Annotated in this window: 13 protein-coding genes; all 13 read left to right on the top strand. The window is 36.0% G+C overall.

Annotated features, from left to right (window positions below):
• Positions 1-14: 14 nt before the first annotated feature.
• Positions 15-2,159, top strand: coding sequence for a bifunctional aldolase/short-chain dehydrogenase (locus tag BLP44_RS19015; RefSeq protein WP_091135216.1), 2,145 nt, complete (start codon positions 15-17; stop codon positions 2,157-2,159).
• A 316-nt stretch (positions 2,160-2,475) separates the two neighbouring features.
• On the top strand, positions 2,476-3,750 hold the full coding sequence (locus BLP44_RS19010; protein ID WP_008467630.1) for a sugar isomerase: 1,275 nt from the start codon (positions 2,476-2,478) through the stop codon (positions 3,748-3,750).
• A gap of 52 nt (positions 3,751-3,802) precedes the next feature.
• Complete coding sequence (locus tag BLP44_RS19005) at positions 3,803-5,164, top strand: FGGY-family carbohydrate kinase (protein ID WP_091135215.1); 1,362 nt, start codon at positions 3,803-3,805, stop codon at positions 5,162-5,164.
• Between the two features lie 93 nt (positions 5,165-5,257).
• The gene (locus tag BLP44_RS19000) at positions 5,258-5,998 is read left to right on the top strand and encodes a (Fe-S)-binding protein (protein WP_008467628.1); all 741 of its coding nucleotides are present in this window, start codon (positions 5,258-5,260) and stop codon (positions 5,996-5,998) included.
• 177 nt (positions 5,999-6,175) lie between these two features.
• Positions 6,176-7,576 carry a lactate utilization protein B gene (locus BLP44_RS18995; protein WP_091135213.1) on the top strand — a complete coding sequence of 467 codons (1,401 nt, stop codon included), beginning with the start codon at positions 6,176-6,178 and terminating at the stop codon, positions 7,574-7,576.
• Positions 7,569-8,156: a LutC/YkgG family protein gene (locus BLP44_RS18990; protein ID WP_091135211.1), complete on the top strand. Its 588-nt coding sequence runs from the start codon at positions 7,569-7,571 to the stop codon at positions 8,154-8,156. The genes BLP44_RS18995 and BLP44_RS18990 overlap by 8 nt, the downstream gene beginning before the upstream one ends.
• A gap of 178 nt (positions 8,157-8,334) precedes the next feature.
• Positions 8,335-12,375 (top strand): hybrid sensor histidine kinase/response regulator transcription factor, encoded by a 4,041-nt coding sequence (locus BLP44_RS18985; protein WP_244511820.1) that lies wholly within the window; start codon positions 8,335-8,337, stop codon positions 12,373-12,375.
• Between the two features lie 633 nt (positions 12,376-13,008).
• On the top strand, positions 13,009-14,406 hold the full coding sequence (locus tag BLP44_RS18980; RefSeq protein WP_091135207.1) for a hypothetical protein: 1,398 nt from the start codon (positions 13,009-13,011) through the stop codon (positions 14,404-14,406).
• A gap of 46 nt (positions 14,407-14,452) precedes the next feature.
• Positions 14,453-17,485 (top strand): SusC/RagA family TonB-linked outer membrane protein, encoded by a 3,033-nt coding sequence (locus BLP44_RS18975; protein ID WP_091135206.1) that lies wholly within the window; start codon positions 14,453-14,455, stop codon positions 17,483-17,485.
• Positions 17,486-17,496: 11 nt separating this feature from the next.
• A complete protein-coding gene (locus BLP44_RS18970; RefSeq protein ID WP_091135204.1) occupies positions 17,497-19,098 on the top strand; it encodes a RagB/SusD family nutrient uptake outer membrane protein in 1,602 nt (533 codons plus the stop codon).
• A 1-nt stretch (position 19,099) separates the two neighbouring features.
• Positions 19,100-20,737: a glycoside hydrolase gene (locus BLP44_RS18965; protein WP_244511819.1), complete on the top strand. Its 1,638-nt coding sequence runs from the start codon at positions 19,100-19,102 to the stop codon at positions 20,735-20,737.
• Between the two features lie 130 nt (positions 20,738-20,867).
• Entirely contained in the window at positions 20,868-22,454 is a 1,587-nt protein-coding gene (locus BLP44_RS18960) for a glycoside hydrolase (protein ID WP_091135201.1), read from the top strand.
• Between the two features lie 78 nt (positions 22,455-22,532).
• The gene (locus BLP44_RS18955) at positions 22,533-24,956 is read left to right on the top strand and encodes a glycoside hydrolase family 2 TIM barrel-domain containing protein (protein ID WP_091135199.1); all 2,424 of its coding nucleotides are present in this window, start codon (positions 22,533-22,535) and stop codon (positions 24,954-24,956) included.
• Positions 24,957-24,966 lie beyond the last annotated feature (10 nt).

Raw genomic sequence — 24,966 nt, 5'->3', positions numbered from 1 at the left:
ATTTAAAATACTATATGTCGAATACAAACACAATTAATAATATGAATTTTAAGCATGTAAGCTACCTTTGGGATGAGGCTAAGGCAGCAGCATTAGCAGGTGATGAAGTAGCGCTTTTTATTTATCGTTCTAACTTGCTAGGGGCTGATTTAAGATTGACCAACTATGGTGGTGGAAACACTTCTGTAAAAATTACAGACAAAGATCCTCTTACTGGAGAATCTTCTGAAGTAATGTGGATTAAAGGTTCTGGCGGTGACATTGGAACGTTGACAAAATCAGGTTGTGCAGCTTTGTATTTGGACAGACTTCGTAATCTTGAAAATGTTTACAGAGGTATTGAGTTTGAAGATGAAATGGTAGAATTATTCAACCACTGTATTTTCGATTTAGCGTCAAAAGCGCCTTCTATCGATACGCCTTTACATGGTTTTCTTCCATTCAAACATATTGATCACTTACATCCAGACGCGGCAATTGCAATCGCTGCTGCAAAAGATGGAAAGAAAATCACAGAAGAATTATTCAACGGAGAAATTGGCTGGGTAGGCTGGCAGCGCCCAGGATTTGATCTTGGTCTTCAGTTGAGAGCTTGTTTAGAAGAAGCAGAAAAAAAAGGTAAAAAACTACGCGGCATCATGTTAGGTTCTCATGGTTTATTTACTTGGGGAGATACTGCGTTTGATAGTTATATCAATACGCTGGAAGTAATCGAGAAATGTGCTTCTTACTTAGAAGATAATTATGGAAAAACGCGTCCAGTTTTTGGAGGAAAGAAAATTGACAGTCTTCCAGAGGCAGATCGTAAATTGAAAGCAGCAAAAGTAGCTCCGATTTTAAGAGGTTTCTGTTCATCAGAGCGCCAAATGATTGGTCATTATACAGACGATGCAAGAGTTTTAGAATTCATTAATTCTAATGATCTTTCAAAATTAGCTCCATTAGGAACTTCTTGTCCAGATCACTTCTTGAGAACTAAAATAAGTCCTTTGGTTTTAGAATTAGATCCAAACGAAGATTTATCTGATGTTGCAGCTGTAAAAGCAAAATTACAGCCAGCATTCGAAGCATACCGTGCGATGTACAAAGACTATTACAATGCATGTAAAAAATCAAATTCACCAGCAATGCGTGACCCAAACCCAGTGGTTATTTTATATCCGGGAGTGGGTATGTTTACATTTGCTAAAGATAAAACAATGGCGCGTTTAGCATCTGAATATTATATCAATGCGGTAAACGTAATGAAAGGCGCTGAAGCCGTTTCAGAATATACGTCATTGCCACACCAAGAAGCTTTTGATATTGAATATTGGTTATTGGAAGAAGCAAAATTACAGCGTATGCCAAAACCAAAAGCATTGTCTGGAAGAGTAGCTCTTATAACTGGTTCTGCGGGCGGAATTGGTAAAGCTATTGCGAAAAAATTTGCTCAAGAAGGAGCTTGTGTGGTAATTAACGATATCAATGAAGAGCGTTTACAAGGTGCATCTGCAGAGTTTGTAAAAGCATTCGGAAAAGATGCAGTTTCTAGCACTTTATTGAATGTTACGGACGAAGTAAGCACAGAAAAAGCATTGGACGAAGCTTGTTTAGCTTTTGGAGGTGTTGATATTGTGGTGAATAATGCTGGAATCAGCATTTCTAAATCTATCGCAGAACATACTCTTGAAGAGTGGGATAGATTATACGATATTTTGGTTAAAGGACAATTTATTGTTTCTAAAGCCGGAATCGAAGTAATGCGCAAGCAAGGTTTTGGAGGTGATATCGTAAATATTGTTTCTAAAAATGCTGTTGTGGCTGGTCCGAACAATCCTGGTTATGGTTCAGCAAAAGCGGCTCAAGCGCACTTAACACGTTTAATGGCTGCAGAACTTGGAGCTGACAAAATTCGTGTGAATACAGTAAATCCTGATGCTGTAATTTCAGATTCAAACATTTGGTCTGGAGGATGGGCAGAAGGTCGTGCAAAAGCATACGGAATTACAGTTGAAGAACTTCCGGCTTACTATGCAAAACGTACGTTATTAAATGAAATCATATTGCCTGATGATATCGCAAATGCTTGTTTCGCTTTTGTTGGAGGTTTCCTAAATAAATCTACAGGAAACGCCTTAAACGTAGACGGCGGCGTTGCAATGGGCTTTTATAGATAAAGATTGTTTAGGTTTTTATATAAGTTTGTTTAAGCAAAAGTGGTTTTTTGTGGTCTAGCGTTCGAATTCTTTCGAACGTTAGATTTTTTTAGCATATAACAATTCGCTTTAACAAACAAAACTTAACAAAAAAGTGAAGTACAACCAGAGTTTGGCTACTGTGAAATTTATAAGTTCAAAAAATATTTAATATACACTAAGATTTAGAAGGCGAATCCGTAAAATCCGTGTCCGAAATTTCGGCACTACGTGTTAAAAAAATATACTAAACGTATAAAATTTATATATTGTAAACTCTATAAAAAGATAAATAACTATGTTAATCTCATCAAACCACATCGATTCTCATAACGGGGATTTAATTAAAAAACACGAAAATAAGCTAATTTTTACGGCATCAGAAATAAATGATACAGAAGCGATTATTCAAAAATTAATCGATTTTCAAATTGCAATTCCATCTTGGGCCTTAGGAACTGGAGGAACACGTTTTGGACGTTTCGCTGGTGGTGGAGAGCCTCGTTCATTAGAAGAGAAAATTGAAGATGTTGGTTTGCTTCATAAACTTAACAGTGCCTCTGGCGCAATTTCACTTCACATTCCGTGGGATATTCCAACAAATTATAATGAAATAAAAACATTAGCGGCACAGCACGGATTGAAATTTGATGCGATGAATTCGAACACATTTCAAGATCAAGCAAACGCTGAGCATACTTATAAATACGGTTCTTTACAAAACGTGAATAAAGCAGTCCGCAAACAGGCAATTGCTCACAACATAGAAGTAATTAAACACGGAATCGAATTAGGATCAGAGTCTTTGACAGTTTGGCTGGCAGACGGTTCTAATTTTCCAGGACAATTAAATTTTAGAAAAGCGTATCAAAATACCTTAGAAAGTTTAGAGGAAATCTACGATGCATTACCTTCAAATTGGAAATTATTCTTAGAATACAAATGTGCTGAACCTAACTTTTATTCAACAACTGTTGCAGATTGGGGACAATCTTATTCGTATGTGAAAAAATTAGGAGACAAAGCGCAGACTTTGGTAGACTTAGGACATCATTTACCAAATGCCAATATCGAGCAGATTGTTTCTTTATTATTGATGGAAAACAAATTAGGAGGTTTCCATTTTAATGATTCAAAATATGGAGACGACGATTTAACAGCAGGCGCATTAAAACCATATCAATTATTCTTGATTTTTAATGAATTGGTAGAAGGAATGGACGCAAGAGGAATGAATCATGCTAAAGATTTAGGCTGGATGATTGATGCTTCTCACAATATCAAAGATCCATTAGAAGATTTATTGCAATCTGTTGAAGCGATTATGATTGCTTACGCACAAGCACTTTCTGTTGATAGAAAAGCATTAGAACAAGCTCAAGAAGAAAATGACGTGGTAAAAGCGCAGGAAATTCTTCAGAATGCTTTCCGTACAGATGTTCGCGCATTGGTAGCTGAAGCTCGTCTTCGTTCTGGCGCAGCATTAAATCCAGTAGCATTATATCGTTCGCTTCAAGTTAGGGAAAATCTAATTGACGAAAGAGGTTTAAAAACAGTAGCAACGGGCTTATAATTATCAATTATCAATTGACAATTGATAATTAACAATTTACAATTAAAAAAAAATGAATGTAGTTGCGATTTTTGATATTGGCAAAACAAACAAAAAGGTTTTTTTATTTAACGAAAATTACAAAATTGTCTGGGAGAAATCGGTTAATCTTGATGAAACCACAGATGAAGATGGTTTTCCTTGCGAAGATATCGAAGTACTGAAAAACTGGATTTTAGATCGATTATCTGAAATAAAAGAGCTCACAGATTATGTTTTAAAAGCCATCAATTTCAGCACTTACGGAGCCAGTTTTGTTTATATAGACAAAAACGGAAAAGTTTTAACTCCTCTGTATAATTATCTGAAAGATTATCCAGAGGATTTAAAATCTGATTTTTATAAAAAATACAAAGGAGAAAAAAAGTTTGCTGTAAAAACAGCTTCTCCAGTTTTGGGCAGTTTAAATTCGGGAATGCAGATTTACCGATTAAAAGAAGAAAAGCCAGAAATCTTCGAAAAAGTGAAATACTGCCTGCATCTGCCGCAGTTTTTAAGTTTTCTTTTAACGAATGAGGCATACGCTGATATTACAAGTATTGGCTGTCATACCAATTTATGGAATTTCAAAAAAATGAAATATCATAAATGGCTGAAAGAAGAAGGTATTTTAGATAAAATTCCGCCGATACATTATGGTAAAGACGTTATCAAGAATGCTGATAATCTTGCCATTGGCGTTGGACTTCACGATAGTTCATCTGCAATTATTCCGTACACAATCAATTTTACAGAACCCTTCGTTTTATTGTCAACAGGAACTTGGAGTATTTCTCTAAATCCTTTCAATACTAAACCGTTAACTTTTGACGAATTGCAAAACGATTGCCTTTGCTATATGCAATACACAAACAAGCCAGTAAAAGCGGCGCGTTTGTTTGCAGGAAACGAACATGAAGTACAGACCAAACGTTTGGCAAAGCATTTTAATGTTCCAGTTGATACATACAAAGAAGTTTATTTTGATAAGAAAATTGTAGCCAATTTAAGAGCTCTTAATTATCAGATTATCTATCCTAAAAAATACGATTTTGATATTCTAAAAGAATGTCCTTTTCAAAAAAGAGAGCTTTCATATTACAAAGATTACGAAACAGCCTATCATCAATTGATGCTGGATTTGGTAGAACAACAAGTTTTTTCTACCAATTTGGTAATTCATAACAGTCCGGTAAAAAAGATTTTTGTGGATGGGGGTTTCAGTAAAAATTCGATTTATATGAATTTATTGGCAGAAGCTTTTCCAGATGTTGAGGTTTATGCGGCTTCGATGGCACAGGCAAGTGCATTGGGAGCAGCATTATCCATTCATCAAAACTGGAATCCAAAACCAATTCAGAACGATTTAATTGACTTGAAATTCTATAAACATTAGGTTAAAACGGTCTGTATGTTGTAAATTTGCTGAGAAACGTATTTTTTACATTTACAGTACACGCCTAATGAACAACACACTAAATACTACAATATGAAAATTGGACTTTTTATACCTTGTTATGTCGACCAATTTTACCCAAAAGTAGGAATTGCAACCTACGAATTACTCCAAAAATTAGGTTGTGATGTCGAATTTCCGATGGGACAAACCTGCTGCGGACAGCCAATGGCAAATAGCGGTTACGCACATTTGACAAAAGGATGCGATGCCAATTTTATTGCCAATTTTTCTGGATTTGATTACATCGTCTGTCCTTCTGGAAGTTGTGTTTTGCATGTGAAAGACCATTTGCATGACGAAAAACAAGAAGAGAAAGCGACAGCAATTCGAAATACAGTTTACGAACTTACCGAATTTATTACCGACGTTTTAAAAATCGATCACATTGACGGAAGATTTCCTTATAAAGTAGGAATGCACGTAAGCTGTCACGGTCAGCGTGGATTAAAGCTTTCGCAAATGTCTGAATTAAACGCACCATTTTTCTCTAAACCAGAACAACTACTACACAGTATAAAAGACCTTGATTTGGTTGCTCTAACCAGAAAAGATGAATGCTGTGGTTTTGGAGGAACTTTCTGTGTGACTGAAGAAGCCGTTTCGGTAAAAATGGGGCAAGATCGTATTAAAGATCACGAAAGTCATGATGTGGATTATATTACAGGAGGTGATATGTCTTGCCTAATGCATTTGGACGGAATTCTAAAAAGGCAGAAAAGCAGAATTAAAACCATTCACATTGCTGAAATATTAAATTCACTCGAAAATTAATTTTTTCTACCATTAAGAAATTAAGTTCATAAAGCTTGGTTAAATATTTCTTAGTAAAAAATAAGAGATTTAAGAGATTTTAAAAAACTTAATTTTCTTTTAATCATAAAGAAATTAAGTTCATAAAGTTTAGCTTAATTTACTTAATATCTTAATGGTAAAAACAACTTTTATAAGATGTCATCAGAAAAAACAATACCGCACAGCGAAGCCGCAGCAAAGTTCAATAAAGACGTAGAGCGTGTCAATTGGCACGATGAAACGCTTTGGTTTGTGCGTGCTAAAAGAGATAAATCAGCGCACCAAATAGCAGATTGGGAACTACTTCGTGAAACGGCTTCTCAAATTAAATTTAATGTGCTTTCTAATATTCACGATTATTTAGTCGAATTTGAAGCGAATGCCCAACGAAACGGAATAATTGTGCATTGGGCTGCTGATGCAAAAGAACACAACGAAATTGTACATTCGATCTTGGCGAAACATGATGTAAAGCAGATGGTAAAATCCAAATCGATGCTTACAGAAGAATGCCATTTAAATGATTACTTAGCCGAAAAGGGAATAGAAGTAATTGATTCAGATTTAGGAGAATATATTGTACAGCTTCGTAAAGAACCGCCAAGTCATATTGTACTTCCTGCGATTCACTTAAAGAAAGAAGATGTAAGCGAGACTTTTCACGAACATTTAGGTACAGAAAAAGGAAATTTCAATCCGCAATATTTGACAGAATCAGCTCGCCAGAGTTTGAGAAATACTTTTTTGACTAGAAAAGTAGCTTTAACAGGAGTCAATTTTGCTGTTGCAGAAACAGGAGAATTTGTGGTTTGCACCAATGAAGGAAATGCCGACATGGGCGCGCATTTAGCAGATGTTCATATTGCCTGCATGGGATTTGAAAAACTAATTCCGAAAAGAGAGCATTTAGGTGTTTTTCTGAGATTATTGGCAAGAAGCGCAACAGGACAGCCAATTACGACTTTTTCAAGCCATTTCAAGAAGCCAAGAGACGGAAAAGAAATGCATATCGTAATTGTGGATAACGGAAGAAGCACGCAATTAGGAAGAGAAGATTTTAGAAATTCGCTAAAATGCATTCGTTGTGGTGCGTGCATGAACACTTGTCCCGTTTATAGACGAAGCGGCGGACACAGTTATCACAATGCAGTTGCAGGACCAATTGGTTCTATTTTGGCGCCAAATTTAGATATGAGCAAAAATGCCGATCTGCCTTTTGCTAGTACGCTTTGCGGTTCGTGTACCAATGTTTGTCCAGTAAAAATTGATATTCATGATCAATTGTACAAATGGCGTCAGGTTTTGGTAAAAGAAGGGCATACGCCAAAAGCCAAAACCATTGCGATGAAAACAATGGCGACCGTTTTGGCAAATCCGACCGTTTTTAATATTGCCGGTAAATCAGGGCGATTTGTAATGAAGAATATTCCAGGAATGGTCAATAATAAAATGAACAAATGGTATGATCAGCGAGAAATGCCAGATGTTCCAGAAGAATCTTTTAGAGAATGGTTCAAGAAAAATTCGAGAGAATCTAAAGCAAAAGGAGATGAGTAGTAAAGGTGAAATTTTAAAAAGAATAAAACTGAATCAACCCGATTTGGTTTCAGAACTGCCAGATCTTACAGTTTTAGGTTCAGAACAATTTGATGTGTTAGAAACGTATAAAACGGTTCTGAAAGGCATTGGAGGTGATCCTGTAGAAGTTGCAGATTATAATGAAATCATCAATTACATCAAATCCAATTATAATCTTGAGAAAAGGCTGATTACAACCCTTCCAGAACTTTCAGAGATTGCTTCTTTAGACTGGAAAACAGTAGATCCACATTCACTTCAGGATGTTGAATTAACGGTTGTAAAAGCACATTTTGGAGTAGCAGAAAACAGCGGACTTTGGGTTACTGATGATATTTTAGGACAGCGTGTTGCTCCTTTCATTGCGCAATATTTGGCTATTATAGTTCATAAAAAAGATCTTGTGCCAACAATGCAGCAAGCGTATCAAAGAATTGGAAACATGGAATATGGTTTTGGAACTTTTATTGCAGGTCCGTCAAAAACAGCAGATATTGAGCAATCTCTCGTTCTTGGCGCTCACGGTGCTAGAGGATTAATTGTGTTTTTATTGGATTAGGTTTTTTCATCTTATTGCAAGGTGAAAATATTCGCATAGAAATAAAGCTCAGTAGGGAATAGTTTATTAAAAAGAAAAGACTAAACATAGAATGCAGGAATGTTTGCCATTTCTGCATTCTTTTTTTAAAATTTTCCTAAAATTAGCTTATAATTGTACTCTTTACACGAATATAATAATGTACATTTTGAAGCGTTTAGTTCTACATCTTCTACTGTTAATTGGATTTTCTTTGGTAGGATATTCGCAGGATTATCCCATCAAATTTCTTGACATATCAGACGGTTTGTCTAACAATTCCATTACCACAATTTATCAGGATAAGGAAGGCTATATGTGGTTTGGAACCTATGACGGTTTAAATCGATATGACGGATATAATTTTAAAGTTTTTAGAAACCGAATCAACGATAAAAAATCTCTTTTATTCAATACCATTTATAATATAGAGGGTGACTCTAGAAATAATATCTGGGTCGGAGGAACTAGCGGAATTTGTATTTACGATAAAACAAAAGCATCATTTCATACGGTTCAATATACGCTGTGGGATGATAAGCCCAAAGTGCTACAAGATATTATACATCAGATGCGCTCCGTGTCAGATAATTTGGTTTTGGTTGCTTCGCAGAAATTAGGATTATTGGCTTTTGAAAATGGTTCTTTCACAGGAAAACATATCCCGCTCAACGCATTAGGAAATAAGATTACCATTTCTAATTATGATGCTATTGCAATTCAGGAAAATAAAGAAAAATCAGGATGTTGGGTGTATGTTCGTAATGTTGGAATTTGCTCTTATAATTATAAGGCTAAAGACTTAAAAATTGTTTTTCCACTTTCAATAGGAGTAAAAGCCATTAAACTTTCTTCTGATGGAAATCTTCTGTTAGGAACAGACGAAGGTTTGTTTTTAATGAATACCAAAACAGGTTCTGTTTCAGAAAATTATTTCACCAATAAATGCAGCGTTACAGATGTTCTAGTAGATAAAAAAGGAAAAATTTGGGTTACAACAGATGGTTGTGGCATTTTCTACATTAATCCGAATACTAAAAAGCTTCTTTCTTATAACGAACAATTAGCCAAAAGCAATTCGGTTTGGAGTTTATACGAAGACCAATCAGGCAATAAATGGTTTGGCTCACTTCGTGGAGGAATCAGTATGCTGAGTGATACACCAAAGTATTTTAAAAGTGTTCGTTATAATGCCACAGATCCAGCAGACAATTTTATTTTATCTTTTTGCGAAGATGAAAATAAGAATGTTTGGGTCGGTACAGACGGTGCAGGCTTAAAATATTGGGATAGAAAAAACAACAATTATACAAATTATGGAAATTCGCTGTCTAGTCCTTTTATAACAGGAATAGTTCGTGATAATACTAACGATATCTGGATTTCAACTTGGGCTGGAGGAATCAATAAAATAAACAAGAGTACGAATAACGTTAAAAAATATTCTTGCTATAATCCTTATACCAAACAAATTGAGAAAAATATCTGGTTTGTCTTTAAAGATTCAAAAGCAAATATTTGGGCAAGTTCGACAAATGAAGGTACACTGTATCTTTTAAATCGAAAAAAAGATGTCTTTGAACCTTTCGATAAAAGAATCGATAACCTGCAATGCATGATCGAAACTTCTGATGGAAAGTTATGGGCAGGAAATTATACTTCGCTTTTATCTATTGACAAAAATACTCGCAAAATCACTAAAAAAGTAATTGGAAATCCTATCAGATGTATTCATGAAGACAAGGATAAAAATCTTTGGGTTGGAACGCAAGAAGGAGGTCTGCTTTTATTTGACCGAAAGACCAATACTTTTAAAAGATTAACAATAGACGATGGTCTGCCTTCAAATTCCATTCTAAGGCTTTTGGAAGATCAAGAAGGAAACTTGTGGATGAGTACTTATAATGGAATCTGCCGATACGATAAAAAGACTAAAACATTCCGTAATTTTTCTGTAAATGACGGACTTCAAAGCAATCAGTTTAGTTTTAATGCTGGAATAAAACTATCATCTGGGGAATTTCTTTTTGGAGGCATAAACGGTTTTAATGTTTTTTATCCCCATACAATAAAAGGCTTTATCCAAAAAAATAATGTCTTGCTAACAGATTTTTACGTCAATAATCAGCTTATTGAAGAAAGTAAAGCTGAGGTTGATGTGAGTTCTAATAAAATCAAAGAAGTTAGCTTGGAATACGATCAAACCACTTTGTCATTAGAATTTGTGGCGCTAGACTACAATAATGCAGATAAGATAAATTATGCCTATTTTTTGGAAGGTTGGGATCAGCAGTGGAACTATGTGGGCCAAACCAGAAAAGCAAATTATTCGCGACTTCCAGAGGGGAAATACACCTTTAAAGTAAAGACAACCAATTTTCAAGGCGGATGGAATAAAGAAGTAAGTCTGGTTTCTATAACAGTTTTACCGCCTTGGTATAGAACTTGGTGGGCTTATGCCTTATATCTTTTAGCAATTGGGGGAATACTATTTTTATATTTGGATTATAACAAAAACAAAGAAAAATTAAAGTATAAGGTTAAAATCGCAGAGCTTGAAAGCAAGAAAGAAAAAGAGATTGCCGAAAAGCAGTCGTCTATGTTTACTTATATTTCGCATGAATTTAGAACACCGCTTTCGCTGATTATTAATCCGCTGAAAAAAGCAGTTCAAAAAGAAATTGTCGAAAAGGGCTCTTCTGGAAGTGATTTGGCAATTGCTCATCGAAATGCCAGAAGACTTTTAAGTTTGGTAGATCAATTACTTTTACTAAGAAAAGCAGAAAATGATGCCGATTCTTTGCGTTTGTCTCCAATAGATGTAAATAATCTTTCGAATGAAGTGTATCAATGCTTCGTCAATCAGGCAAAGGAAAAACAGATTAGTTATAATTTCATTATTCCAGAACACGAAATTACCATTATTGGGGATTATGAAAAGATTGAAATTTCACTGTTTAATTTAATGTCAAATGCTTTTAAATACACGCCAATTCGAGGCGAAATCAATTTGACAGTAACTGAAAATGATGATGAAGTTTTTCTTGAAATAAGTGATAGCGGAGATGGAATTGATAAAAAAGATATTGATGTTATTTTTGAAAAATTCAGACAAATTAATTCGAAAGTTTCAGTTGGAACTGGTTTTGGCATTGGACTTTATATTGTTAAATATTTCGTTGACAAACATAAAGGATCTGTACTCTGCAGCAGTGAGAAAGGAAAGGGAAGTACATTTAAATTGGCATTTTTAAAAGGAAACAGTCATTTTGAGGATATAGAAATTACCAATGAAAAACCACAGCGAAGCCAATTATTTGATGAATTGATTCCAGATGAAATCGAAGAGCCGATTCCTGCAGCAATGACTTCAATAGCAGACAGTGATTTTAAGAAGACTATGTTAAGCGATAAGCGAACCGTTTTGATTATTGATGATAATGCAGAAATTAGAGCGTACCTTATTAAGTTATTTGCTGATAATTATATAGTCTACAGTGCTGAAAATGGCGAAGAAGGTTTAAAAATGACCAAAAAACATATGCCAGATCTTGTCATTAGCGATATTACAATGGAAGCTATGGATGGTTTAGAGCTGTGCCGAAGAATTAAAGAAGATAACGCTCTATCACATATTCCCGTTATTTTATTGACAGCATCTAAAAATCCAGAAACTCATTTGCAAGGAATTAATGAGGGCGCAGATGACTATATCACAAAACCATTTGATGATGATATTCTCACAGCAAGAGTCGATTCTCTATTGCGAAATCGCCATAACTTGCGAACCTATTTCTTGGATAGTATAACATTAAAAGAAAATACCCAGAAAGTTCCTGTTGAATATCAAGAGATATTAAAAAAATGCATAGAAATTGTTGAAGCTAATATTCATAAAAAAGATTTCACGATTCGAACTTTTGCCCTTGAAATGGGAATGAGCCACAGAACGCTTTATACTAAGATCAAAATTATTTCTGGTCAAACCTTAAATGCTTTTATTCGTTCTTTGCGAATCAGAAGAGCAGCGATGCTGATGCTGACTGAAGATATGAATATTACTCAGGCGAGTACCGAGGTTGGATTTGAAGATCCGAAATATTTTAGACAACAGTTTGTAAAACTTTTTGGAATGACTCCTTCAGAATATATCAAAAAGTATAAAACGTCATTCAATTCTGACTTGAATATCATTAAATAGGTGCTACATTCATTTTTACTGTTGCAGAATCAGCTGTTTTTTTTAGTGAAAGCTTGAATTTTTTTATCCAGCTCAAACGTTTTAGCTTAAAAACTGCATTTTATTCAATAATTATATATTTTGTAAAAAATCCCACATGATTTTAAATACTCTTTAAAATTTAATTCAAAATAATGGTTAATTACAATTTTGACCTCCTTTTTTTTCCAATTTACCCCTCATCAGAAGTGTTATTTAAACATTTCTTTGCAGTAATAGCAATCAACAAATAGGTTTTGCTGTTAGTCATAAGTGTTAATTAAGATAGTTAGTTATCTGTTTAAAGAACTGAGCACTCTTTAAACTTTAAGATCAGTAGTGGTTGTTTTTCATTACTTATCAATCCAGCAGTTAATTTAAGCTGCTGGGTTACTTAAAAAAGGCACTTATTATAAACTTAAAAGGAAATAAAAAAGAAATATCTAACCATGTAACCAAACTCAAATAATATGAAAATGACCACATAATAATCGGTTTACTTTTTTTACCGCCTCACATAAAAAAAGCATTACCTCGAATAACCTACGAGATTTAAAAAACAAACTTTGACTTTTAGAAAAAAAACTAACTAACCTAACCTCAAAAATTAAAGAAATGAAAAAAAATGTATTTTTATTTTTTCTTGCTCTTTTTGGCCTTCTCGTAACAGGATGCCAAAATAATGAATCAGGATTTCCAAGTTCTGATAATCCTACGGTGGTAGTTTCTACAAAAGAGATCTATGGAGCTCCGAGTAGAAAATTTGAAATTAAAGCTGCGCTTGCAGACGATTTAGGATTAAAAAGCGTACAAATTCAGATTCCAGAATTATCTCTGGATAAAGTAATTTCTTTTGGAACAGATCCGCTTTTAAAATCGTATGATTTAAGTTATTTTTTTGAAATTCCTGCAGATCGAGGAACGTCGGAATCTTTCAAAATTAAACTAGCTATTACAGACGTTTCAGGCAATGTTGTCAACGAAGAGATTAATCTGCGTTTAGATGGTGAGTTTGCGGCTCCCAGCATAACAATGGTTACGCCAAAAGAAGGGGCGGTGATTTTGTTGTCTACAAGTAATGAAATGCCAGTAAATTTTGTAGTAAACGATGATTCAGGAATCGATTATGTACAAGTAAAATGTGAAGCTTTAGGAATCGATGAAATGATTCAGTTGTCAGGATCTCCGCAGTCATATACATTCAACAAAACATATAAATTGCCAGTAACTGCTGCTAATTATGTTTTAACAATTACTGCTAAAGATAAATTTGCGATTCCAAATTCAGGAGCACTAAACGTAAATATTGTGGCTACTAATGAATATCCAGCTATCTATTTATGCGATCAGCCAAAAGGGACCAATCTGACTACAGATGCAGTTGGAGTTCCGATGTATTTCCATGAAAAAAGCGGACAGGATTTCGAATTCAAGTATTACGCCGATAAAGACAACAAAGAAGTATATTTCTTAGGTCAGGAATCTGATTTTGCCCCTCATTGCTTTGGTTTAAATGCTTCTGGAGAATTAGTAGATGATGTTGCTTCAACGCCAATTATTTTGCCAACAAAAGGATATTATAAAATAAAAGTAAATCCAAATACTTTAAAATATACTGCTGAGAAATATACTCCAACAAGTAAAGTTTGGGCAGATATTGCAAATGGTTTATGGCATGATGATGCTGCGTTAAGAAAACCATTTGTAAGTGTTTGCGGCGGCGGAATTCAAGGAGCAACTTGGGATACTTGGGATGCTTGGACTCAAAAAAGTTTACACTTAACTAATAATCCTGCCAATCCATATCAATTGGTTGGAGAATACACTTTAACGGGAACTATAGAAGCAACTTTCACAGGCCAATGGTGGGATCCTTCTTGGAGACTAATCAAAAATGGAATTGCAACCATGTCGCCAGGAGAAAATGGAAATGCCAAATATCCTGCCGCTCCAGGTGTTTACAAAGTAGTCTTAGATACCGAATTGGAAAGAGTATTTATAACAAAAAAATAGTTGGTTATAACGTAGTTGTAACATTAAACAAATAAAACAGCTTGATATGAAATTTAAATATATAGGATTTTTTATTGCCCTTTTGTGTACTGCTGTATCTTTTGGACAAATAAAAATAAAAGGTACTGTTAAGGATAAAGCCAATGTGCCGATTCCAGGAGTAAATGTAATAGTAAAAGGAACTTCGACATCGGCAGCAACTGATTTTGATGGAAATTATACTATCAGTGTTCCAAACAAAAATGCACAAATCGAATTCTCGTTTGTAGGTTTTACTTCCCAGCTTGTATCAGTTGGAGATAAAACAGAAATTAGTGTAGTAATGCAGGAATCAAGTCAGGCATTAGATGAGATAGTGGTAGTAGGTTATGCGGCCGTAAAAAAGAGCGACGTTACGAGTTCGATTTCTTCTGTAAAAGGAAAAGAATTGCAAACTATGACTGTTGGTAACGTAGCAGAATCGCTTCAAGGAAAAGTTTCTGGAGTGCAGGTTACGGGACAAGGAGGTCCAGGAGCGCAGCCAAGAGTTTTAATTCGTGGTATTTCGACTTTAAATTTAAACACAGATCCATTGTATGTAGTAGACGGAATTCCGATGGGAACAAGCATCAATTTCTTAAGCAACAACGAAATAGAATCTATGGAAGTTTTAAAAGATGCTTCTGCAAGTGCTATTTACGGTTCTCGCGCGTCTAACGGAGTTATTTTGATCACCACTAAAAAAGGTAAAGAAGGCAAAACCAGATTTACTTTCGATTTAAGCTCTGGTATGCAGATTATGAATAATCCATACGATATGGCTGATGCAGAAACTTACGCCCGAATAATGAATACGGCCAACAATAATTCAGGTTATGCTGATTATCTGCCAAATCCGTCCCAATACAGAGGAAAAACGACAGATTGGTGGAAGGAAGGAATTAGAAAAGGAACACCCGTTACCAATGCTTCTTTAGGAATTTCAGGAGGCTCTGACAAACATACTTACGGAATAAGTCTGAATTATTATAATTCGGAATCTATTTACGGTATAGGCGGATGGGAAAGAATAACAATGAGAATTGCCAACGATTTTAAATTCTCAAAAAAGCTGTCAGCAGGAATTACATTAAATCCGCGTTATGAAACTTGGGGAGCACCTGGAAACTGGGCTGACTTCGATAAAATTGATCCCATTACGCCAATTTACAAACCAGTAGATCAGTTGAACGGAACAGAAAATGAATACAGCATTTATGCAAGATCTCCATCTTATGTATGGAATCCGGTTGCAGCTGTAAAAAGATATGACGACTATACCGATCAGTACAATTTAAACACAAACGGATATTTACAGTACGAGCCAATAAAAGGTTTAGTGATTCGTACACAAGCATCTGTTGAGGTTGGAGACAAAGTGAGAAATAAATTCGTTCCAGATTTTGTAATTGACGCAGCTCACGAAAAACAAGAAATTAATACTGTTGAAAAATGGAATACTACAAATGTAGATTGGACTTGGCAGAATACGATTACGTACTCTAGAAAATTTGCAGAAAAACACCATGCTTCTTTAATGGTGGGTAATACCATGGAAGAGTATAACGGCAATGATCTTTGGGGATATGGAGAAGGGGTGCCAAACAACTCAGATTCTATGAGAGAGTTAAATGCGGCAACCAAAAATAAAGACAGTAAAGGAAACAGCTGGTCAAGTTCCTTAATGTCTTATATCTCTCGTTTTTCTTATAATTATGATGAAAAGTATTATTTCACTGGAACATTTAGACGTGATGGCTCTTCAAAATTTATGACCAATAACAAATGGGCAAATTTCCCTTCTGCATCGGTTTCCTGGAGAATTTTAAACGAAGGCTTTATGGAATCTGCCAAAGATTTCGTTAGCGACTTAAGATTAAGAGCAGGATGGGGTAAAGTAGGAAATCAAGGTTTGCCAGATGCGGTTTATCAATCAAATATTGGGCAAGGATATTATGTAATTGGCGGAGGGGTTGTTGATACTTCTTTTCCTTCTTCAATGGCAAATAAAGACATTAAATGGGAAACGGTAGAAGATATGAGTTTTGGTTTGGATTTCGGTTTCTGGAAAAACAAACTTTCAGGCTCTTTGGAATATTATAAAAAGAAAACCAATGACATGCTGTTCTTAAAACAGTTTCCAACGTATAGCGGATTTCCAGATTATTCAAGAATGTGGACCAATGTTGGTTCTATGCAGTCCAGCGGTATCGATTTGCTTGTTTCTTATAAAGATAAAAAAGGTGATTTCTCTTATGGGGTAGACGTAACTTTTACAACAGTGAATGTAGATATGGTATCGCTTTCTTCTGATGGAGAAAGATTATACGGATCAGGAAACAGAACCTTAACTGTTAAAGGTGACGTTCCTGGGTATTTCTACGGATATGTGGCAGATGGATTGTTCCAAAACCAAACGGAATTAAACTCGCATACAGATGAGCACGGAACGAAATTACAGCCGTATGCACAAGTAGGAGACGTTCGCTTTAAAGATTTAAACGGCGATGGAAAAATAGATGAAAAAGACAGAACAAAAATAGGTTCTCCGTGGGCTGATTACAACATTGGTTTGAATTTAAATTTTGCTTACAAAGGATTTGATTTAGTGGCCAATTTCTATTCAAGTATCGGAAATGAAATCGTTAACCAGAACATATCGGATTTATACAATGGTGCAAGTTTAACTAACAAAGTAAGTGGATTGGAGCAGATGGCTTGGCATGGCGAAGGGACTTCAAACTATATCCCTCGTTTGTCTAAAGACGATAACAACGAAAACTTTACCAAATTCTCTTCTCTTTATGTAGAAGATGGCTCTTATGTGCGTATGAAAAATTTACAAGTAGGATATTCTTTCTATAACAAATTCGGATTGGATAAATTAAGAGTTTCATTATCGGGCCAGAATTTATGGACATGGACAAAGTATACAGGAGTTGATCCTGAGGTTGCTGGAGGAGATCCTAATCAGGGAGATAGAGTAAAAGGATCAGGTTTTGGAGGATGGAATTATCCAGTACAGCCAACAATCTTGATGGGACTTAATGTTGCATTTTAATCAAAACGATCATGAAAAAAATAATAGTATCAATAATAGCTTTTTCTCTATTAGCAGTTTCTTGCAGCGATTTTATTGAAAAAGAACAAAGAGGAACACAGACTTTAGAAAATTATTTTCAAACCGCGCAAGAATGCGAAAATTATGCTAATGAGTTAACACAGCGATTGCTGCTGGCCAAAGATTGGTGGACACTAACAGCTCCAAGAGTGACCAACGAAATGTCTACAGATGACGCTTGGATGGGAAATACAGGACAAGACAGCGGAGCCCATAGACCATGTTCGCAATACATTATTACTCCAGATAATATGGGAGATATGAATAGTATTTATACAGCCCATTATTATACCATTCAATCTGCAAACATTGGTTTAGAAAGAATGGTTCAATCGCCAATTACAGATGCCCAGAAAAACCAATATATGGGAGAATCTTTATTTGTGCGTGCATATTGCTACTACGAATTGGTAAATCTCTTTGGAGGTGTTCCTTTATATACAAAATCATTAGGAACAGGAGATTTAACTTTACAGAGAAGTTCTGCTGCAGAAGTATATGCGCAAATTGAAACTGATCTTAAAGATGCGGCGGCTAAATTAGAAAGTGCTCCTGTAAATAGAGACGGCAGAATAAACAAATGGGCGGCTTATGCTTTATTGGCACGTGTTTCTTTATTTCAAGAAAAATGGGCTGAGGCAAAAACCTATTCGAACAAAGTTATCACAGAAGGACCTTTTCAGTTAGAGGCAGATTTCTTAAATATTTGGAATGTAAACAATCATAACGGAGTAGAATCTATTTTAGAAGCGCAGTCTTCTTCTATTCAAAACAGAGATTTAGGCGCGGCATTGCCAACTTTATCTGGAGCAAGAGGAGAAGACAAGAAGAATTTTCCAAGTAATGATGCTGCTGATGTTTTAGACGGATGGGGATGGTGTATGCCAACAAGTGACTTAGAAAATGCTTATCTTTCTGAAAATGATGTGATTCGTCGTAGAAGTACTATCACAAAATGGGGAGAAGCAGCTTATGGAGATGAAGTTTTAAACCCAACACATAAGTTTAGCTTAAACGATAATAAATCAGGACGTATTTGCCGTAAATATTATATTCCGATTGCAACTCGTCGTTCTTTAGATAAAAAAGACGGACACTTACCGCTAAACATTCCATTAATTCGTTTGGCGGAAATGTATTTGACAAGAGCAGAAGCAAATTATCATTTAGGTGGTGATGCTTTAGCAGATATCAACATCATTAGAGCACGTGTGAAATTGGATCCAAAAACAGGAATTTCGGGACCAACTTTATTGAGACAAATCTACAAAGAACGCCGTTTAGAATTGGCTTTTGAAGGATTGCGTTTATTTGATATCCGCCGCGAAAAAGACCCAACAACAGGAAGACCGGTTATAGAATCTTTAATGGGACCAAACGGAACTTTTGTGAAATATAATTTAAGTTCTACAGATCCATATGAAACAACTAACTTGAGAGAACCGCAAGACAAAGGAATCAATTTTGATCCTTCTAAACACTTATTGTGGCCAATTCCGCAAGTAGAAATCGATTTAAGTGGTAATGTCATTAAACAAAATCCTGGATACTAACATGAAGTTTAATAATCAAAATAAAGTGAGTCTGCTGTTTGCAGGCTTACTTTTCGCAAGTTTCCTTTTTGTAAGCTGTGATGCTGAAAAATCTGAAAATTCAGGTTCAGAAAATGCTGTTGCGGAATTAAATGTGAGTTTAGACATGAATCTTCAAACCATGGAAAGTTTTGGAGCTTCGGATGCTTGGCAATGTAATTTTATTGGAAAAAATTGGCCTACTGATAAAAGAAATAAAATAGCCGATTTATTATTCAGCCAAGGTATGGATGCTGACGGAAATCCAAAAGGAATTGGATTGTCTTTGTGGCGTTTCAATCTTGGGACAGGAAGCGCAGAACAAGGTGACGCAAGTGATATTACAGACGAATGGAGAAGAACGGAATGCTTTACTGCTGATGGAGTTTCGTACAATATGTCAAAACAAGCAGGTCAGGTTTGGTTTATGAAAGCCGCGAAAGAACGTGGTGTAGAAAAACTTTTAGCTTTTGCCAACAGCGCACCTGTTTATTTGACTCAAAATGGAAAAGCCCATGCGACGATCAAAGAATTTTACAATTTAAAAGAAGGTAAAATGCCAGATTTGGCTGATTTCTGGGCAACATCCTTAGAAAAGTTAAAAACAGAACATGGTTTGACTATTGATTATGTGAGTCCGTTTAACGAACCGCAATATGAATGGGATGGTTCTGGACAAGAAGGTTCTCCAGCAACCAATGCTAATATTTATAGTTTTGTAAATGTCCTTTCGCCAAAATTACAATCAAAAGGCTTAGATGCAAAAATTGTAGTGGGAGAAGCCGGGTCTTATGAATCTTTATACAAAACTGTTTCAGGAAAAGAAAGCAGATCCAATCAGATCGATTATTTTTTTGCCGCTAATTCTTCTAAAAATATTGGAGGTTTAAGCAATGTAAAAAAGACAATTTCTGGACATAGCTATTGGCAGGCTTGGCCGTTGCAAGAAATGATTTCTTCCAGACAGTCAGCAGCTGCGAGAATTCAATCGGTTGGTGGAGTTAGTCTTTGGTCATCTGAATATTGTGTATTAGAAAGCCCAGGAACAGCTGAACTTCCGGGTGGATCAGGCGCAGGTAGAGATTTAGGAATGTCATTGGCGCTTTGGACAGCACGCATCATCAGCACAGACATTGCTGTTGGAGGTGTCACATCTTGGCAGTGGTGGACGGCAGTAAGTCGTGGTGATTATAAAGATGGATTAATTCACGTAGATGATGGAGCAAGCAACGGAGCTGGAAATGCCGATTACTGTAAAAATGACGGATACATCAGAGATTCTAAAACGCTTTGGGCTTTAGGAAACTTTTCGTTCTTCGTTAAACCAGGAATGGTAAGAGTTCAAATTCCTAGTGTTGACAATTCAACTGCTTTGAATGATGTTATGGTTACGGCTTATAAAGATGCGACAAATAAAAAATTGGTAATCGTTGCTGTTAACATGAGCAAATCGGCGAAAGCCTACAAATTAAATCTTTCAGGCGGAGCTGTAACCGATAATAAATTAACGCCTTACATTACTTCTGAAACATTGAGTTTGAAAAAAGGAACAGCGGTTGATGTTGCTGGTTTTGAAATTCCAGCTAGATCTATAGTAACCTACGTAGGAACGTATAAATAAGAATAAAAAATTAACCGCAAAGACACAAACAAAAAACGTAATCCGATAGCTATCGGGAGCAAAGCTAAAAATAAGCTTAGCGAACCTTGCGATGACTCGGCGTCTTTGCGGTTAAAAAACAAAAATATAAATGAGGAAAATATATCTCTCGCTTTTATTGGTAATTAGTTCGCTGTCTTTTGCACAGCGAACCGTTACCATCAGCACAGATAATGTAGTACAAACCATGGACGGTTTTGGAGGTTCTGATGCTTGGAGAACACAGTTTGTGGGTAAAAACTGGCCAGAACAGAAAAAAAATGCCATTGCAGATTTATTGTTTAGCAAAGAAATCGATGCACAGGGAAATCCAAAAGGAATTGGACTTTCGATTTGGAGATTTAATCTAGGCGCTGGAAGCGCAGAGCAAGGAGAAAACAGTAAAGTTTCGGACGAATGGAGAAGAAGTGAATGCTTTTTGAATGCCGATGGAACTTACGATTTTTCAAAACAGGAAGGCCAAAGATGGTTTCTGCAGGCAGCCAAAAAACGCGGAGTAGAAAAATTCCTGATTTTTACCAATAGTCCGCCAGTGCATATGACGAACAACGGATTGTCTTTTGCTTCTCAAAAGAATAAACTGAATCTAAAAGATGGTGCAATTCCAAAATTTGCTGATTTCTTAGTTCAAAGTATTCAGGGATTGGAGAAAAAAGAAGGAATCAAATTCGATTATGTAAGTCCGATAAACGAACCGCAATGGGAATGGATGCCAAAAAATGGGGATACCAACAGTCAAGAGGGAACACCAGCGACCAATCAGGAAATATATGATTTGACCAAATCACTTTCAGAGAAACTGAAAGCTAAAAAACTGAACACCGAAATCGTAATTGCAGAAGCAGCGCAAATCGATTATTTATATGAAAATGTAAATGCCGAAAATCGTGACAATCAGATCGATTATTTCTTCGGAAACACTAAGACCAATGTGACAAAATTTTCAAACGTAAAAAATGTAATTCTCGGGCATAGTTATTTTACTACTTGGCCAATTGAAAGACAAGTTTTAAGTCGAAAATTGATTGCCGCAGAAGTAAAACAAAAACCAGGATTAAAATACTGGCAGTCGGAATATTGCATTTTAGAAAATCCGGGAGAAGCTGAAATTCCGGGAGGTTCTGGCGGCGGAAGAGATTTAGGAATGCAGACTGCTTTGTTTGTAGCCCGTTTAATTCATAATGATATTGCCGTTGCTAATGCCGCATCATGGCAATGGTGGACTTCTATTACAAGAGTTGATTACAAAGACGGCTTAATTTATCTGGATGATGGAAAAAGTAACGGAGGAACGGCCCCAGATTATGTGAGAAATGATGGAGAATTTCACGATTCAAAACTGCTTTGGGCTTTAGGCAATTATTCGCTTTTTGTACGTCCGGGAATGCAGCGAGTTGATGTTCCAAACCAAAATGAATTGGATAAAGCAAACGATGTAATGCTGACCGCTTACAAAGACATTCTAAACAAAAAACTGATTGTTGTTGCTGTAAACTGTGGCAAAGAAGCTCAGAAATACAAATTCGATTTATCAAAAGGAACTTTAAAAAACAATGAGTTCACACCTTATGTAACTTCTGACGCATCAAATTTAAAAAGAGCCGAAGTCCAAAAAAATGGAAATTTAGAAATTCCTGCAAGGTCAGTAGTGACATTTGTGGGAGAATTGCAATATTAAAAAATTGTTTCAAGTTTCAGGTTTCACGTTCAAACCTAACTTGAAACTTGAAACCTGAAACAAAAAATAACTAAAAACATGTTAACTAAGAAAACTCTAATTCCCGTCCTTCTCTTTTCGTGTGTATCGGCATTTTGCCAGATATCATTTGGAGATTCTAAAAAAATAAATGACAACTGGAAATTCAATCTTCAAGAAACTCCAGATGCAAAAAATGTTGTTTTTGATGATACTAAATGGCAGAGTGTAAATGTACCGCACGATTGGAGCGTAAAAGGCCAGCTGAGTCCAACTCTGGCAAGCTGTACAGGTTATCTTCCGGGAGGGATTGGCTGGTACAGAAAATCAATCAATATTCCGCAAAGCAAAGCGGGAGAAAAAGTGTATTTGTATTTTGAGGGAGTTTACAACAGAAGCGAAGTTTTTATCAATGGAAAATCATTAGGAAAACGTCCAAACGGCTATATTTCATTCGCTTATGATGCTACACCTTTTGTGAAATTTGGAGGAGAAAACACCATTTCAGTACGTGTTGACCATAGTCAAAGTGCCGATTCAAGATGGTACACTGGTTCAGGAATTTACAGAAATGTTTGGTTGGTTTATGCAAACCCAGTTCACATTGCACAATGGGGTGTATATGCTTATCCAGAAGTGAAAAAAGGTGCTGGAACATTGAACGTTGAGGTTGATGTAGAAAATGGTTCTGCTTCTAAATCTACATTGACTGTTGTAAACGAACTGTTTTCAAAAGATGGAAAATCGGTTGGAAAAACAACTTCTAAAGTTGAAGTGGCAGCAAATCAAAACGGAAAAGTTTCAGCCAAAATCAACGTTAAGAATCCACAATTATGGGATTTAGACAATCCAAATTTATATCAGTTAAAAACAACCGTTTTACAAGACGGTAAAGAAATAGACAAAGCGGTAACTCAAACAGGTTTTAGAAGTTTTACATTCGATCCAAATAATGGTTTTGCCCTTAACGGAAAATGGATGAAAATGAAAGGCGTTTGCTTGCACCATGATGCGGGAGTTTTAGGATCTGCAGTTCCAAGAGAAGTTTGGGTAACTAGATTAAAAACCCTGAAAGAAATTGGAGTAAACGCAATCCGTACTAGCCATAACCCGCAAGCGCCAGACTTCTATGAACTTTGCGATGAATTGGGATTATTGGTTTTAAACGAAGCTTATGACGAATGGGAGTTTCCAAAACGCAAATGGCTAGAAGGATGGAATTATGGAACACCTGGATTTGAAGGCTCGTTTGATATTTTTGCTGATTGGGCAGAAAAAGATTTAGAAGATTTTGTACGCCGTGACAGAAACCATCTTTCCGTTTTTGGATGGAGCATTGGCAATGAAGTGGATTATCCAAACGATCCGTATTCTCACCCAGTTTTAGATCAGGGAAAAAACGGATTTGGACAGGCTGCTTACGGAGGCTATAAAAAAGACGCTCCAGATGCCATGCGACTTGGAGCAATTGCAAAACGTTTGGTGGCTGCGGTAAAGAAATACGACAAATCTCGCCCGACAACGGCAGGTTTAGCTGGAGTTGCCATGTCTAACGAAACAGAATATCCAGGCGCTTTAGACATTACAGGCTATAATTACACAGAAAGCAAATATCAGTCAGATCACGAAAAATATCCAAAGCGAGTGATTTTTGGAAGTGAAAATGTACATGATATGGAACCTTGGCTCGCAGTAAAAAACAACAAACATATTTTCGGCCAGTTCCTTTGGACAGGAATCGATTATTTGGGAGAATCAGGAAGATGGCCTTCACGAGGATTTTACTCAGGTTTAGTTGATTTTGCTGGAATTATCAAACCAAGAGGCTATTTCCGCCAGTCATTATGGTCAGATAAGCCGATGGCGTATTTGGGAACTTATCCATTAGTAAATGAAAAAGATGTTTCTAAAGACGCATGGGCAATCTGGAATTACGAAAACGGTCAAAAAATCCGTGTGGTTTGTTATACCAATGCAGCAAAAGCACGTCTGGAATTGAACGGGAAAGTAGTGGGAGAAACGAAACCCTACGATGAAAAAACGGGAATAATCTATTGGGATATTCCGTTTGCTTCAGGAAAATTAGAAGCAGTTGGGTTAGATAAAAGCGATAAGGAAGTAAGCCGTTATGCCATTACTTCTACTCAACAGCCATTTGAGTTAACTATTGCCGATAATGATATCACCATTAGTAAAAATAAAGGCGTTGCTAAAATTATGGTTCAGGTAAAAGACCAAAACGGACTTCCAGTAATGCTTTCAGACAACGAAGTGACTTGCACCATCAATGGAGCAGCGACTTTATTAGGTTTGGAAGCAGGAAACAACAGCGATATGACCGATTACACAGATAATGTACAGCGTGTTTTCCACGGACATATTGCAGCATATATTCAGGCAAATGGAGATTCGACAGCGCCAATAAAAGTAAAATTTACAAGCCAGTGGCTAAAACCTGTTGAGGTTACTGTAAATGTGAAATAACAAAGCAAGA

The sequence above is a fragment of the Flavobacterium anhuiense genome (genome assembly GCF_900101855.1).
GTDB classification, from domain to species: Bacteria; Bacteroidota; Bacteroidia; order Flavobacteriales; family Flavobacteriaceae; genus Flavobacterium; species Flavobacterium anhuiense.
Note: the sequence above shows the minus strand (reverse complement) of the source record. Positions and strands in the feature narration are given on the sequence as shown.